This is a genomic window from Thioalkalivibrio sp. AKL19 (genome assembly GCF_000420165.1).
Lineage (GTDB): Bacteria > Pseudomonadota > Gammaproteobacteria > Ectothiorhodospirales > Ectothiorhodospiraceae > Thioalkalivibrio.
Genome location: NZ_ATUK01000013.1, coordinates 243,163 through 256,067, shown reverse-complemented (window position 1 = coordinate 256,067; position 12,905 = coordinate 243,163). Strand labels below are relative to the sequence as shown.

Below are 12,905 nucleotides of genomic sequence, written 5' to 3'. Positions count from 1 at the left end.
GGCCGCCGAACGTCTGGCGGAGCTGGACCCGCCCCGCCGGGCGGGTACGCAATCGCGCCCGGTACGCAATGCCGAGCCTGCGACACTGGAATTGATTCAGCCGGTTGGAAAGGGGCGTTATGCCACGCACTAACAAGCCTTTGAAGGTCATTGCGGTCGCCTCGGGCAAGGGCGGGGTGGGCAAGACCAATGTATCGGTGAACCTGTCGGTGGGCCTGGCCCGACTGGGTCGTGAGGTCATGCTGTTTGACGCCGACCTGGGACTGGCCAATGTGGACCTGCTCCTGGGCATGCGCCCGGAACGCACCCTGCATGACCTGGTGACGGGAGACGTCGAGAGCCTCGAGGATGTCCTCGTGCAGGGCCCGGACGGCGTCAAGGTCGTGCCCTCGGCGTCGGGGATCGCCGCCATGGCGAACCTGACGCCGGCCGAGCACGCCGGCCTGATCCACGCCTTCAGCGCCTATCGCAAGCCCCTGGATGTCCTCATCGTGGATACCGCGGCGGGGTTGCAGGAGTCCGTCACCTCGTTCTGCCGGGCGGTGCAGGAAACCCTCGTGGTTGTGTGCGACGAACCGGCGTCGATTACCGACGCCTATGCCCTGATCAAGGTACTGCACCGGGATCACGGTCTGCGCCGCTTCCGCATGGTCACCAACATGGTCAGCGGACGCGAGGGTGCCGATCGACTGATGCAGAAGCTCAATACCGTCTGCGGCAACTACCTGCCGGAGGTGGTGCTGGACCTGGCCGGCTATATTCCCATGGACGATCACCTGCGCAAGGCCGTGCAGAAACGGGCGCCGGTGGTGCAGCAATACCCCGGGAGTCCAGCCGGAAAGGCGTTTGCGGAACTGGCGCGCACAGTGGATCGCTGGCCGGTGGGTGGCGGTGACCACGGCGGCGTCGGGTTTTTCGTGGAACGAATGCTGCAGAGCGCATGATGACGACGCGTAATCGACTTTCCGGCTATCAGGCAACGTCCTCCGCGTGCGGCGGGCACGAACAGCTGATTGCCGATCACGTCGAGCTGGTGCATCGCATTGCGCACCACCTGATGGCGCGGCTGCCGGCCTCGGTGCAGGTCGACGACCTGATCCAGGCGGGCATGATCGGGTTGCTGGAGGCCGCGCGGCAGTTCGAGGGCGGGCAGGGTGCGACCTTCGCCACCTATGCCGGTATCCGGATCCGCGGCGCCATGATCGACGAGTTGCGTCGCAGCGACTGGACCCCGCGTTCGGTCCACCGCAACAGCCGGCGGATCGCCGCCGCGATCCAGACCGTCGAGGCGCGCGAGGGGCGGTCCGCACGAGGCAGTGAAGTGGCCGCAGAGCTCGACGTGCCGATCGACCAGTACTACGACATGTTGCAGGACCATGCCGGGGCCCACCTGTTTGCCCTGGACGACCTTGGCGGCGGGGAGGATGGCGCCGACCGCGTGATCGAGGGGCAGGAGGCATCGCCCGCGGGCACGCTGGAGGCGGGCGAGTTTCGCGCGGAGCTGGCCGAGGCGCTGGACGATCTTCCCGAGCGCGAACGCCTGGTACTGTCGCTTTATTACATCGAGGAACTCAACCTGCGCGAGATCGGTGCCGTACTCGGCGTGACCGAGTCGCGCGTGAGCCAGATCCGGAGTCAGGCCACGATCCGGTTGCGGGCCCGTCTGGGCTCGTGGCTCGAAGACGGCACGGCTTTGCAGTTATTCTAAAACCCACCCTACGAATCCCGGAGTGACGTGTGGACAAGGGAATGAAAATTCTCATCGTGGACGACTTTTCCACGATGCGACGCATTATCAAGAACCTCTTGCGCGATCTCGGCTTCAACAACACGCAGGAAGCCGACGACGGCAGCACCGCGCTGCCGATGCTGCAAAATGGTGATTTCGACTTCCTGATCACCGACTGGAACATGCCGAACATGCCGGGTATCGACCTGCTGAAGGCCGTGCGGGCGGATCCGAACCTGAAGTCCATGCCGGTGCTGATGGTGACCGCCGAAGCCAAGCGCGACCAGATCGTGGAGGCCGCGGAGGCGGGCGTGAACGGATATGTGGTCAAGCCGTTCACCGCCGAAACGCTGAAGGAAAAGATCGACAAGATCTTCGAACGTATTGAAGCACAGGGATAAGTGATCCCCGGTGTTGAGTACGTACGCCGCCCGTTACGCCTGCAACGGCGGACGTGACCCGGCTCCTTCGGCGCCGCATCAGCAAGAGGCTCCCCATGACTGAACAGGAACACCCACCGCGCGACGGCCAGCTCGAGCTTGCCCGGCAACTGGTGCAGACGCTGGAGGCGGGCGATGACGCCGGTGCCCGGGCACTGGTACAGGATCTGGCGCGACCGTATGACCGCGAACTCTTCGACGAGCTGGGCAAGCTCACCCGCGATCTCCACGAGGCCCTGCAGAGCTTTCGCGGGGATTCACGCCTGGTCGAACTGACCCAGGCCGAGATCCCCGATGCAAAGGAACGCCTGAACTACGTGGTGACGATGACCGAGCAGGCCGCGCACGACACGATGAATGCCATCGAGTCGAGCCTGCCGATCGCGGAATCGTTCAGCCAGCAGGCGGCCGACCTGACGGCGAAGTGGACGCGTTTTCGCAACCGCCAGCTTTCGGTGGACGAGTTTCGCGACTTCGCCCGCGAACTGGACAGCTTTTTTGCCCAGGCGGGAGAGGACACCGAGGAGTTGCGCCGACTGCTCTCCGAGGTCCTGATGGCCCAGAGTTACCAGGATATTACCGGCCAGGTGATCCGCCGGGTGATCCAGCTGGTGACGGACCTGGAGGAGAACCTCGTGTCCCTGATCCGGCTCTCCAGCGGCCGCATGGAGCAGGTCGAGGCAGCCGAGGCATCGCTGGAACGCAACGAGGAAGATCGCGAGGCGGACCGCAAGGGTCACGGTCCCAGCGTGCCGAAGACTCAAGATTCCGGCGCGGATGTCGTTCAAGGACAGGACGAGGTGGACGATCTTCTATCGAGCCTGGGCTTCTAGGCCATCCCCTCATGCGAATGGCGCCACGCGACCGGAGAGAATGAATGGCCATCGACCCCAATGACGAAATCCTTCAGGACTTCCTGATCGAGGCCGGGGAACTGCTGGAGGGGCTCAACGAGCAACTCATCGACCTGGAGCAGAACCCGGACGACCGGGATCTGCTCAATGCGGTGTTTCGCAGCTTTCACACCATCAAGGGCGGCGCCGGCTTCCTGAGCCTGGATCCGCTGGTGACCGTGTGTCACCACGCCGAGGATGTCTTCAACCTGTTGCGCAACGGTGAGCGGCGGGCCGACAGCCACCTGATGGACACCATGCTGCGCGTGCTGGACACCCTGAACGTGATGTTCGGCGACCTGCGTTCCGGCGTGGATCCCACGCCGGCCGAGGCGGACCTGGTCGAGGACCTGCGGCGCATGGCGAACAACGAGGACGTGGCGGCGGAGGCGGCCGCACCACCGCCTGCACCCGAACCCGAGCCCGAGCCACCGCCGACGCCGGATGCGGAATCCCCGGCCGACGGCGACGCCATGGTCGGTGCCGATGACGAAATCACAGATGACGAATTCGAGGCCCTGCTGGACAGCCTGCATGGTGACCAGCCCCCGAAGGCCGTGGATGCCGACGGAGGCGACGAGGTGCCTGAAGGTTCCAACGCAGAATCCGGCGCGGCCGAGGCCGGGGGCTCGGGTGACGTAATCACCGACGACGAATTCGAGAACCTCCTGGATGAACTTCAGGCCAAGGGGGCCGGTCCGGCGGCCACCGGGGCGGTCCCGGCATCCAGCCCGGAACCCGAAGAACCCGGCGAGCCCGTGGCCGAACCGGCCGCGGCGGCCGCGCCCGAACCCGAAAAGGCACCGGAGCCTTCCGCCGCCGGCGGCCAGGGCGGGGGTAGTGCGCGCGCCGGGGGTGGGGCCGAGGCCGGAGGCCGGTCCGCGCCGCAGGGCGAGACCTCCGTGCGTGTCGATACCGAGCGCCTGGACGAGATCATGAACCTGGTGGGCGAACTGGTACTGGTGCGGAATCGCCTGAGCATGCTGCGTTCCCAGCATGTCGATGACGAACTGGGCAAGGCGATCAGTTCCCTGGCCCTGGTAACTTCCGACCTGCAAACGTCGGTGATGAAGACCCGGATGCAGCCGGTGAAAAAGGTCTTCAACCGTTTCCCGCGGGTGATCCGCGACCTGTCGCGAAACCTGGGCAAGGAGATCGAACTGGAGATCTTCGGCGAGGATACCGACCTCGACAAGAACCTGGTCGAGGCCCTGTCGGATCCGCTCGTGCATCTGGTGCGCAATGCGGTGGACCACGGTGTCGAGACGCCGGATGTGCGCGAGGCGGCCGGCAAGCCGCGCAAGGGCACGGTCGTGCTGGGGGCGGCCCAGGAAGGCGATCACATCGCACTGCTGATCAAGGACGATGGTGGCGGCATGGACCCGCAGGCCCTGCGCCGAAAGGCCGTGGAGAAGGGCCTGATGGAACCCGCGATGGCCGAACGCATGACCGATCGCGAGGCCTTCAACGTGATCTTCATGGCCGGATTCTCCACCAAGACCGAGATCTCCGACGTTTCCGGCCGCGGGGTCGGCATGGACGTGGTCAAGACCAAGATCTCGCAACTCAACGGCACCATCGAGATCGACTCGGAGATCGGCGTGGGCACCACGCTGCGGGTCAAGCTGCCACTGACCCTGGCGATCCTGCCCGCGCTGATGGTGATCCTGGATGGTCGGCGTTTCGCCATCCCGCTGGCCTCGGTATCCGAGATCCTCGATCTGGACCTGACCAAGACACACTACGTGGATGACCAGGAAGTCATCATCGTGCGCAAGCAGGCGCTCCCGATCCATTACCTCAAGCGCTGGCTGAAGCCGGGGCACGAGCCCGAGCCGCGCAAGGATGCCCACGTGGTCGTGGTGCATACCGCGGACCGCAAGGTCGGTCTGGTGGTGGACGACCTGGTGGGCCAGGAAGAGGTCGTCATCAAGCCCCTGGGCCAGAATCTGCAGGGCGTGAAGGGGCTGGCGGGTGCCACCATCACGGGGGATGGCGGAATCGCGCTGATCCTCGATGTCTCCGACCTGGTGACGATCCTGATGCGGCAGCTGCAGATGTCCGGCCGGCCGCGCCGCGCATCGCGCTCGAGCGAGGGCTGAGGATGCCGATCAGGGTTCTGGTAGTCGACGACTCGGGCTTTTTTCGCCGACGCATCGCGGAGATCCTGGACTCCGACTCGGGTATCGAGGTGGTCGGCTCGGCGGAGAACGGCGAGCAGGCGATCGAGAAGGTGCGGGAGCTCGACCCCGATGTCGTGACCATGGACATCGAGATGCCGGTTATGGACGGCATCACGGCTGTGCGCAAGATCATGGCCGAACATCCGCGGCCGATCCTGATGTTCTCCAGCCTGACGACCGAGGGCGCGCAGGCGACCCTGGACGCACTGGAGGCCGGGGCGGTGGACTTCCTGCCCAAGCGCTTCAGCGACATGGCGGGTGACGAGGACAGCGCACGCATGCTGCTGCGCCGTCGCGTCCGCTCGCTGTCGCGCAGTCGGGCGCGCTCGGCCAGTGCCCCGGGTAGCAGCGCTCCGGCCCGCGAGGCGCGGCCGACGGCGCGCCGGGAAGAGACCGATCGCCAGGCCGCCGCCGATGCCCGCAAGCCGGCGGCCCCGGTTGCAAGCACGCGACCGCCGACCCCGCTGCGTCAGTTGCGCGCGGTCCTCATTGGTACCTCCACGGGCGGACCGGTGGCCCTGCAGGAGGTGCTCAAGCCGCTGCCGGCCACGTTCCCGCTGCCGATCGTCCTGGTACAGCACATGCCGGCCAGCTTTACCCCGGCCTTCGCCGAGCGCCTGAATGCCATGTGTAACATCGAGGTACGCCAGGCGAAGGACGGCGACGTGCTGAAGCCGGGTGTGGCCCTGCTGGCACCCGGGGGTATGCAGATGACCCTGGAACGCGGCAGCCAGACCCATGTGCGTATCGCGGAGAGCCCGCTCGGTACCATCTACAAGCCCAGCGTGGATGCGGCATTCACCTCGGCGGTGGACGCGCTGCGCGGCCAGGTCCTGGCGGTGGTGCTGACCGGCATGGGTGCGGACGGGCGCGAAGGCACGCGGGCGCTGAAGGCCGAGGGTGCCCAGGTGTGGTCGCAGGATGCGGCCACCTGCGTGGTTTACGGGATGCCGGCCGCAGTCGCCGAGGCGGGATTGTCGGACCACGTCTATCCGCTGCCCGAGATCGGGCCCGCCCTGGTCAAGGGGTTCTGCTGACATGGATATCCTGAGCCTCATCGGGGTGACCCTGGGGCTGGTAGCGGTGCTCGGGGGGAGCATTGCCAAGGGCAGTGGGCTGGGGGCGCTGTGGAATGCCGCGGCCTTCGTGATCGTGGTGCTAGGGACACTGGGGGCCACCTTGGTACAGGCCCGGATGTCGGTGTTCATGCACGGCATGCGCATCCTGCCCTGGGCCTTCAAGCCGCCGAAGGTCGACAACCGGGCCATGGTCGAGCAGATCGTCGAGTGGTCCCACGTGGCCCGCAAGGAAGGCCTGCTTGGGCTGGAGACGCTTGCCGACGAGGAGAGCGACGGGTTCGCGCGGAAGGGGCTGCAACTGCTGGTCGACGGTAGCGAACCGCAGACCATCCGCCAGATCCTGGAGGCGGATCTCGACAATCGCGAGCAGTTCGACATGCAGGGCGCGAAGGTGTTCGAGAGCATGGGGATCTACGCACCAACCCTCGGGATCGTGGGCGCGGTGATGGGGCTGATGGCGGTGATGCAGAACCTCGCGGATCCGAGCAAGCTCGGGGCGGGGATCGCGGCCGCGTTCGTCGCCACGATCTACGGCATTGCCTCGGCCAACCTGCTTTTCCTGCCGGTCGCAAACAAGTTGAAGTCGATTATCCAGAACCGTTCCCAACACCAGCAAATGCTGATGGAAGGTCTGATCGCCATTGCCGAGGGTGAAAACCCGCGGAACATTGAAAGCAAGCTGAGTGGCTTCATCCACGAGTGAGGTCACCATGGCGCGGCGCAAGCGGGCAGAGGAGCACCAGAATCACGAGGCATGGGCCATTCCCTATGGGGATCTGGTCACGTTGCTGCTGGCGTTCTTCGTGGTGATGTACGCCATCTCGTCGGTGGACGACGGCAAGTACCGCGTGCTGTCGGAATCGCTGGTGGATGCGTTCCGTGCGCCGATGCAGGCCGAGCCGATTCAGGTGGGCGACCCGACCGTGGCGCGCGAGCGCAGCCCGCAGGACCTGCGCGCCCTGGTCCCCATCGAGGTGCAACCCGGCCTGGTGGAAGACGGCCCGCAGCCGATCGACATGGCCCTGAGCGGGATGCTGGACGATGCGCCCGATGATGACGGAATGCAGGCGTTCCTCGACGAGCTGGCCGAGACGGCTCGCGAGATCGAGCAGGCGATGGCCCAGTGGATCGAGGACGGCGATCTCAGTGTTACCCGCGAGGCCTACTGGCTGGAGATCGAGATCACCAGCCGTCTGCTGTTTCCGTCCGGTTCGGCAACCCTGAACCCGCAGGCTGAGGACCTTCTGCAGGAGGTGGGCGGCATCCTGGCGCCACGGGTGTCGCGGATCCATGTCGAGGGGCATACCGACAACGTGCCCATCCAGACCGCGGTCTATCCTTCCAATTGGGAGCTCTCCTCCGGGCGGGCGGCGGCGGTCGTGAGTGTGTTCGAGGGCGCCGGGGTCGATCCGGAGAACCTGGTCGCCCTGGGTTATGGCGAGCACCGCCCGGTGGCCAGCAACGACACGCCCGAGGGGCGTGCCGAGAACCGGCGCGTGTCCATCGTGGTATTGCCCGGGGCACGTCCACGCGCCGAGGGCGCGCAGGAACCGGAGCGCCTGCGCGAGGATCTTCCGCCCGCACCGCTCCCGACGGATGGAGATGCACCATGAAGGTCTGGGCGGTTGCGAACCAGAAAGGCGGCGTCGGCAAGACCACCACCACCGTGACACTGGGCGGCCTGCTGTCCGGTCCGGAACAGCGTGTTCTGCTGGTGGATGTGGACCCGCATGGTTCGCTCACGGCGTACTTCGGTCATGATCCGGAAACCGCCACGCGCGGGGTGTACGAGCTGTTCAGCCAGTGCGCCGAGGGCGAGGAGCCGGACCCGAACGGGCTGATTCGCGAGACGCGGTTCCCCGGGCTGGATCTGCTGACCGCGAGTACCGCGCTGGCCACCCTGGATCGTCAGCTGGGCACCCGCAGCGGCATGGGGCTGGTGCTGCGACATGCCCTGGAGAAGGTCGCCGGGCAATACGACTACGTGTTGCTCGATTGCCCCCCGATGCTGGGGGTGCTGATGGTCAATGCCCTGGCGGCCTGTGACGAGTTGCTGGTGCCGGTGCAGACCGAATTCCTGGCCCTGAAGGGGCTTGAACGGATGATCAATACCCTGAAAATGGTACAGAAGTCGCGCAAGGCCGAGCTGCAGTACCGGATCATCCCGACACTGTTCGATCGGCGCACGCGCGCGGCGCACGAGGCCCTCGCGGAACTCCGGCGGTTGTACGGCGACGACGTCTGGCCCGGCGTGATCCCGGTCGACACCAAGTTCCGCGACGCCTCAAGTGCGGGACAGCCGCTGTGCTTCATGATCCCGGATGCGCGCGGCGTACTCGCCTATTCGGACCTGCTCGAGGCTATCGGCGGGCAGTTGTCGGAACCCCATGAACGGAGGCGGCGCGGATGAAACGGTCCACGGTCGACAACCTGGCCCTCAAGGCGGAGCCGGAAGCGCTGGACGACTACTTCGGCAGCCTGCTGGACGAGCCGCCACCTGCCCGACCGCTATTGCGGCCGGATCTCCTCGAACCCCCGCCGCCGGCGCCGGCTGAGGAAACGCAGGCCCCGGTGCGCGAAGCCCATCCGGTGCGGACAGCCACGCCCGCGCCCATTGTCGACGAGGCCCCACCAGCCCCGCCGGCCACGCCCGTCGAGCAGGAGTACCTGCGACCGGAGCAGCCGTTCTCCGCCCTTGTGATCGAGGCGGGCAACCTGACGCTTCTGGCGCCGCTGCATGCCCTTGGCGGGGTCGCACCGCTGGACAGCCTCGAGGTGCGGCCGACCCCGAATCATTCGGTCTGGTACCTTGGGCTCGCCGATACCAAGCAGGGCCGGGTCCAGCTGATCGACCTGGCCGCGGTCGTGACCCCGGAAGATCGCGACTACGAGCCGGATACCGCCCGGCAGGTCGTCTTCCTGGCGGGGTCGCGGTTCGCCCTGGCGTGCCGGGCGATCCACGGGACCCGGGTGATCCAGCCGGATTCGCTACGCTGGCGCAGCCACCGTCGGCGCCTGCCCTGGCTGGCCGGGGTAGAGCGCGAAAAGATGGCTACGCTGCTGGACCTGGAAGCGCTCGACCGAACGCTGGATGAAGGCGGCTGGGACTGATGGGCTCGACGCGCATTCAAGCATCGCGGCAACCGGCCGATAACCCGGTCAGGACGACACCACAGGGCGGCTCCCGCCTGCACGGAATATCGAGGACGACATGAGCAGCGCACAAGACGTAGAAGCCATGGCCAAGGCCGACACCGCTCCGTATGTGACCTTCAGCCTCGCGGAGGAGACCTACGCGATCGATGTGCTGCAGGTCCAGGAAGTCCTCAAGGTCACCGAGATTGCGCCGGTGCCCGGTGTTCCGGATTACATCCTGGGCATCATCAACCTGCGGGGCAACGTGGTCACGGTCATCGATGCCCGGCGGCGCATGGGGCTGGACGATCGGGAATCGGACGAGGCCTCGCGCATCGTGATCATCGACGTGGACAACCAGAACGTCGGGATCCTGGTCGATTCGGTCTCGGAGGTCGTGCGGATCGCCCCGGACGCGGTCGAACCGGCCCCGGAGGTGGGCAATGACGACAGCAGTCGTTTCATTCAGGGCGTGACCAGCACCGAGGAGGGCCTGACGATCCTCGTGGACCTGAACAAGCTGCTGTCGGACGAGGAGTGGGCCCAGTTGCGCGAACTGTAATTACTCGTGCGGGGTCTACACTCGAGAAGGACAAGGACCATGAGGCGGTAGGGAAGCACTGATTACTGTACACACTCGCGTTGGCACCCCAGGTTGTCCGAGACAAGGCGCGTCGTGCGGCGGGTAGTGGTTCTACCCGCAAGCGGGGCAACGCAGGATCGGGGAACCTGGGGTGCCAACCCCGAAGGGGATCGGTCGCCCCTTTGTTGAAAAAACGGGCGCGGGAACGGCGTTGCGGCGCCCTTGTGCAGAGAATGCACTGCACGGCAGTCACCGCGCCATGTTCTTACGCAAAAGCGACTCGAGCGCGAGTGTGTACCGTGATCAGTGTTTCCCTAACCGGGAGGTGAGCCATGGTCGATGAGCTGCAGCCGGACCGGACCGTGCGTCCGGTTCACACAGCCGTTCCGGGTCGCCAGCTGAGCGATGACCATGACCGCGATCCGGTGTTCCGGCCCGCCGTGCGTCCGACCCAGCAGCGCCCCCCGCGCAAGGAAGAACGCGGCAAGCGCCGCGGCTTGATTGACGATTACGCCTGAGGATTCACGCGAACCCTTTTCCGGAACCCCGGGGCCGATGGGCGGGCTTGGGGTAATTTCTGCTCACGCCGATCGGGCTGACCCGTGTCTCGCTGGTCATGCGGCCATGATTCACGCGACAATCGGGCCGCCGCGGTTTTCGGAAGAGGGCGAGCAATGGGAGAGGGAATGTTGATCTGGCTTGCCGCGTTGATCGCGCTGCTGGCGACCATCGTCGCCGGGTTTGCCGTCGGGCTGGTGATCCTGTTGCGTCGCCAACTGGCGGCGCTACGCCAGGACTATCAACGCCAGGCCACTTCGGTCATGGCCCTGCAGGGTGCGATGAAGGCCTTGTCCGAGGGGGTCGCCACGCACGGCCAGGCACAGGCGTCCGTTCAAAGGGCGCTGGAGCGGCTCCATGATCAGCACAGCGAGTTGCGCGCCCGCGAGGGCGACAGCGGCGCCTACGAACAGGCCATTCGGCTGATCCAGCAGGGCGTGGGGCGAGAGGAGGTTCGCCGGCGCTGTGGCTTGACCTCGACCGAACTCGATCTCCTGTTCAGCCTGCACGGTACGGGCACCGCCGGGGACGCGGGCCACGTGGGCCGTTCATGACCCCTGCTTCGGTCCACTCTCTCCTGCTCCGGGTGGACGTGATGGATCCTGGTAGCCGCTGGACCGGTCGTCGGGTGTAATCCCCGCCAGCAGGAAGACGAAGGCGAGGATCTCGGCCACCGCGACATAGAGCTCTTCCGGGATCTCGCTCCCGACGGGGATCTGGGCCAGGGCTTCACTGAGGGCCGGGTCCTGGTGGAGCGGGATACCGTGTTCCTCGGCGATTTTCAGGATCGCCTCGGCTGTCAGGCCCGCGCCGCTGGCGGTAATCTTCGGCGCCCGGCGCCGGTCCCATTCCAGTGCAACAGCCCTGGAGGGGGGCGATTCCCGGTGCGGGAGACGCTTCCCGGTATCCTTGCGTTTCATCGGATCAGGCCTGTTCGTCGACCATGCGATGTGCATTCGCCGGTCGCGGGTCCGGATCGACGGAACCCTGACGGACCGACAGGCCGGTGACCGTGAGTTCGCGTTCGGCGAGACGGTCACGCAGATACGCCATCTCGCCGCGCAGCCGCGTAACGGTATCCGGCTCGCTTGCCGTGAAATGGACGCTGACTCCGCCATGATGCGAGGCCACCGCAACCCGGGTGGGCCCCAGATCGCCGAGGTCCAGCGTCAATACGATGGACCAGGGCGCCTCGCCATCCCCGCCGGTAGCGGGTTCCCGCTGGATCTCGCCGAAGATGCCCTGGATCCCCTGGTCGCTGCGCAGGGGGAGCTCGAAGAACCAGCGGTTGTTGCCGGGTTCGTCGCTGGCAAAGGACTGCAGCGACTGGAGTTGCAGCGATGTGACCCGCTTGAGCAGCCCTTCCAGCAAGCCGGTCAGCGCGGGCAGCGCCGGGGATGACGCGGTGGCGGCAGGGGCGGGGGACTGCGCGACGGGGCGCGGCTCGGGGCCCTGTCGAAGCTGATCGGCCGCCCGTAGCAGCTGGCCCTTGAGATCCGCCGCGAGTGCATGCGTCGGGCCCTGACCACGGGCGGCCAGCCCCAGCATGGCCTCCATCCAGAGCCCGGAGTTCTGAACATGCTGGCGCAGGCTGTCGGGCTGCGTAAGCTGTCCGGGGGTGGGCAGGATCGCGATTAGACGCTGGAGGGCGGGCGCGCCCTGGGTTGCCGCCGCCAGATTCGGCGCCGCCTCGCCGCGCGCGCCCCCCGCCGGGGGGGTAAGGAGGCCCTGGAGGGCCGGACCGAGAGGTCGGGCACCGGGAAGCTGGTGGCGCAGTTCCTGTCCCAGCCATTGTTGCGCCGTATTGGCCGGCGGGCTCGCGGGGCGGGGCGCGGTGCGGTCCGGGGCTAGTGGCATCAGGCGCACTTCGAGGCGGGGCTCGGTGCGGGTGATCTCGGCCAGCATTGCCGTGCCGCCGGCGCGGTTCAGGAGCGGTTCGGGCAGGGCGCCGGCCAGTTGCGCGGTGACCACCGGCGCGGGGGGTGCCGCGCGCGGCGCCGCCGGTGTCAGGCCCCGGGCGGCGGCCGGTTCGAGTCGCAGGCGGACGCTACGATCCGGCAACACGTCCAGAACACGCACCTCGATGCGCGCCCCTGGCTGGAGGCTGGGGCGCGCGCCGCTTCCCGAGCCGCCGGACACGTTGCCGGGCGGCGTCCAGCCGGGTATGCGGGGTCCGCCTAGGTCGACCATCGTTGGGTCCTGGGTGCAAAGCCTCAGCATCGCATACCGCGGGGCAGGGGGCGAAACGCCGCCGGCTGGCGGTCGCGTTTGTTATCCTTATGCCCTGTTGATCGGGACGGTGATT

At 66.7% G+C, this 12,905-nt stretch carries 15 protein-coding genes; 13 read left to right on the top strand and 2 right to left on the bottom strand.

Annotated elements, in window-relative coordinates; all coding sequences use genetic code 11:
- Nucleotides 1-119: 119 nt before the first annotated feature.
- The 13 genes from F817_RS0109405 to F817_RS0109345 all read left to right on the top strand — a co-directional run bounded on the left by F817_RS0109405 (nt 120) and on the right by F817_RS0109345 (nt 11,154).
- Nucleotides 120-944: a MinD/ParA family protein gene (locus F817_RS0109405; RefSeq protein ID WP_029681084.1), complete on the top strand. Its 825-nt coding sequence runs from the start codon at nt 120-122 to the stop codon at nt 942-944.
- The gene (locus F817_RS0109400) at nt 941-1,708 is read left to right on the top strand and encodes an RNA polymerase sigma factor FliA (RefSeq protein ID WP_024327411.1); all 768 of its coding nucleotides are present in this window, start codon (nt 941-943) and stop codon (nt 1,706-1,708) included. Before F817_RS0109405 ends, F817_RS0109400 begins: the two co-directional genes overlap by 4 nt.
- A gap of 41 nt (nt 1,709-1,749) precedes the next feature.
- On the top strand, nt 1,750-2,130 hold the full coding sequence (gene cheY / locus F817_RS0109395) for a chemotaxis response regulator CheY (protein WP_017942246.1): 381 nt from the start codon (nt 1,750-1,752) through the stop codon (nt 2,128-2,130).
- Nucleotides 2,131-2,225: 95 nt separating this feature from the next.
- Nucleotides 2,226-3,002: a protein phosphatase CheZ gene (locus F817_RS0109390; protein ID WP_024327410.1), complete on the top strand. Its 777-nt coding sequence runs from the start codon at nt 2,226-2,228 to the stop codon at nt 3,000-3,002.
- Between the two features lie 44 nt (nt 3,003-3,046).
- On the top strand, nt 3,047-5,164 hold the full coding sequence (locus tag F817_RS0109385) for a chemotaxis protein CheA (protein ID WP_024327409.1): 2,118 nt from the start codon (nt 3,047-3,049) through the stop codon (nt 5,162-5,164).
- Between the two features lie 2 nt (nt 5,165-5,166).
- Complete coding sequence (locus F817_RS0109380) at nt 5,167-6,282, top strand: chemotaxis response regulator protein-glutamate methylesterase (protein WP_024327408.1); 1,116 nt, start codon at nt 5,167-5,169, stop codon at nt 6,280-6,282.
- A gap of 1 nt (nt 6,283) precedes the next feature.
- Nucleotides 6,284-7,027 carry a flagellar motor protein gene (locus F817_RS0109375; RefSeq protein WP_024327407.1) on the top strand — a complete coding sequence of 248 codons (744 nt, stop codon included), beginning with the start codon at nt 6,284-6,286 and terminating at the stop codon, nt 7,025-7,027.
- A gap of 7 nt (nt 7,028-7,034) precedes the next feature.
- On the top strand, nt 7,035-7,937 hold the full coding sequence (gene motD / locus F817_RS0109370) for a flagellar motor protein MotD (RefSeq protein ID WP_024327406.1): 903 nt from the start codon (nt 7,035-7,037) through the stop codon (nt 7,935-7,937).
- Complete coding sequence (locus F817_RS0109365) at nt 7,934-8,734, top strand: ParA family protein (RefSeq protein ID WP_024327405.1); 801 nt, start codon at nt 7,934-7,936, stop codon at nt 8,732-8,734. The genes motD and F817_RS0109365 overlap by 4 nt, the downstream gene beginning before the upstream one ends.
- Nucleotides 8,731-9,435, top strand: coding sequence for a chemotaxis protein CheW (locus tag F817_RS0109360; RefSeq protein WP_024327404.1), 705 nt, complete (start codon nt 8,731-8,733; stop codon nt 9,433-9,435). Before F817_RS0109365 ends, F817_RS0109360 begins: the two co-directional genes overlap by 4 nt.
- A 127-nt stretch (nt 9,436-9,562) precedes the next feature.
- Nucleotides 9,563-10,021 (top strand): chemotaxis protein CheW, encoded by a 459-nt coding sequence (locus F817_RS0109355; protein ID WP_018866270.1) that lies wholly within the window; start codon nt 9,563-9,565, stop codon nt 10,019-10,021.
- Between the two features lie 353 nt (nt 10,022-10,374).
- The gene (locus F817_RS0109350) at nt 10,375-10,560 is read left to right on the top strand and encodes a hypothetical protein (RefSeq protein WP_024327402.1); all 186 of its coding nucleotides are present in this window, start codon (nt 10,375-10,377) and stop codon (nt 10,558-10,560) included.
- Nucleotides 10,561-10,728: 168 nt separating this feature from the next.
- The gene (locus F817_RS0109345) at nt 10,729-11,154 is read left to right on the top strand and encodes a DUF2802 domain-containing protein (protein WP_024327401.1); all 426 of its coding nucleotides are present in this window, start codon (nt 10,729-10,731) and stop codon (nt 11,152-11,154) included.
- Here F817_RS0109345 and F817_RS0109340 read toward each other — a convergent pair.
- Both F817_RS0109340 and F817_RS0109335 read right to left on the bottom strand, forming a co-directional pair.
- Nucleotides 11,149-11,520 (bottom strand): EscU/YscU/HrcU family type III secretion system export apparatus switch protein, encoded by a 372-nt coding sequence (locus F817_RS0109340; protein ID WP_024327400.1) that lies wholly within the window; start codon nt 11,518-11,520, stop codon nt 11,149-11,151. The two genes, F817_RS0109345 and F817_RS0109340, sit on opposite strands and share 6 nt — an antisense overlap.
- Before the next feature lie 4 nt (nt 11,521-11,524).
- Nucleotides 11,525-12,790 carry a flagellar hook-length control protein FliK gene (locus F817_RS0109335; protein WP_024327399.1) on the bottom strand — a complete coding sequence of 422 codons (1,266 nt, stop codon included), beginning with the start codon at nt 12,788-12,790 and terminating at the stop codon, nt 11,525-11,527.
- Between the last annotated feature and the right edge of the window lie 115 nt (nt 12,791-12,905).

Excerpts from the sequence above, each read along its gene's own strand:
- F817_RS0109340 (WP_024327400.1), bottom strand. The coding sequence starts at position 11,520 with ATGAAACGCAAGGATACCGGGAAGCGTCTCCCGCACCGGGAATCGCCC.
- F817_RS0109360 (WP_024327404.1), top strand. The coding sequence starts at position 8,731 with ATGAAACGGTCCACGGTCGACAACCTGGCCCTCAAGGCGGAGCCGGAA.
- F817_RS0109400 (WP_024327411.1), top strand. The coding sequence starts at position 941 with ATGATGACGACGCGTAATCGACTTTCCGGCTATCAGGCAACGTCCTCC.
- F817_RS0109385 (WP_024327409.1), top strand. The coding sequence starts at position 3,047 with ATGGCCATCGACCCCAATGACGAAATCCTTCAGGACTTCCTGATCGAG.
- F817_RS0109350 (WP_024327402.1), top strand. The coding sequence starts at position 10,375 with ATGGTCGATGAGCTGCAGCCGGACCGGACCGTGCGTCCGGTTCACACA.
- F817_RS0109355 (WP_018866270.1), top strand. The coding sequence starts at position 9,563 with ATGGCCAAGGCCGACACCGCTCCGTATGTGACCTTCAGCCTCGCGGAG.
- F817_RS0109375 (WP_024327407.1), top strand. The coding sequence starts at position 6,284 with ATGGATATCCTGAGCCTCATCGGGGTGACCCTGGGGCTGGTAGCGGTG.
- F817_RS0109365 (WP_024327405.1), top strand. The coding sequence starts at position 7,934 with ATGAAGGTCTGGGCGGTTGCGAACCAGAAAGGCGGCGTCGGCAAGACC.
- F817_RS0109405 (WP_029681084.1), top strand. The coding sequence starts at position 120 with ATGCCACGCACTAACAAGCCTTTGAAGGTCATTGCGGTCGCCTCGGGC.
- F817_RS0109390 (WP_024327410.1), top strand. The coding sequence starts at position 2,226 with ATGACTGAACAGGAACACCCACCGCGCGACGGCCAGCTCGAGCTTGCC.
- F817_RS0109335 (WP_024327399.1), bottom strand. The coding sequence starts at position 12,790 with ATGGTCGACCTAGGCGGACCCCGCATACCCGGCTGGACGCCGCCCGGC.
- F817_RS0109380 (WP_024327408.1), top strand. The coding sequence starts at position 5,167 with ATGCCGATCAGGGTTCTGGTAGTCGACGACTCGGGCTTTTTTCGCCGA.
- motD (WP_024327406.1), top strand. The coding sequence starts at position 7,035 with ATGGCGCGGCGCAAGCGGGCAGAGGAGCACCAGAATCACGAGGCATGG.
- F817_RS0109345 (WP_024327401.1), top strand. The coding sequence starts at position 10,729 with ATGTTGATCTGGCTTGCCGCGTTGATCGCGCTGCTGGCGACCATCGTC.
- cheY (WP_017942246.1), top strand. The coding sequence starts at position 1,750 with ATGAAAATTCTCATCGTGGACGACTTTTCCACGATGCGACGCATTATC.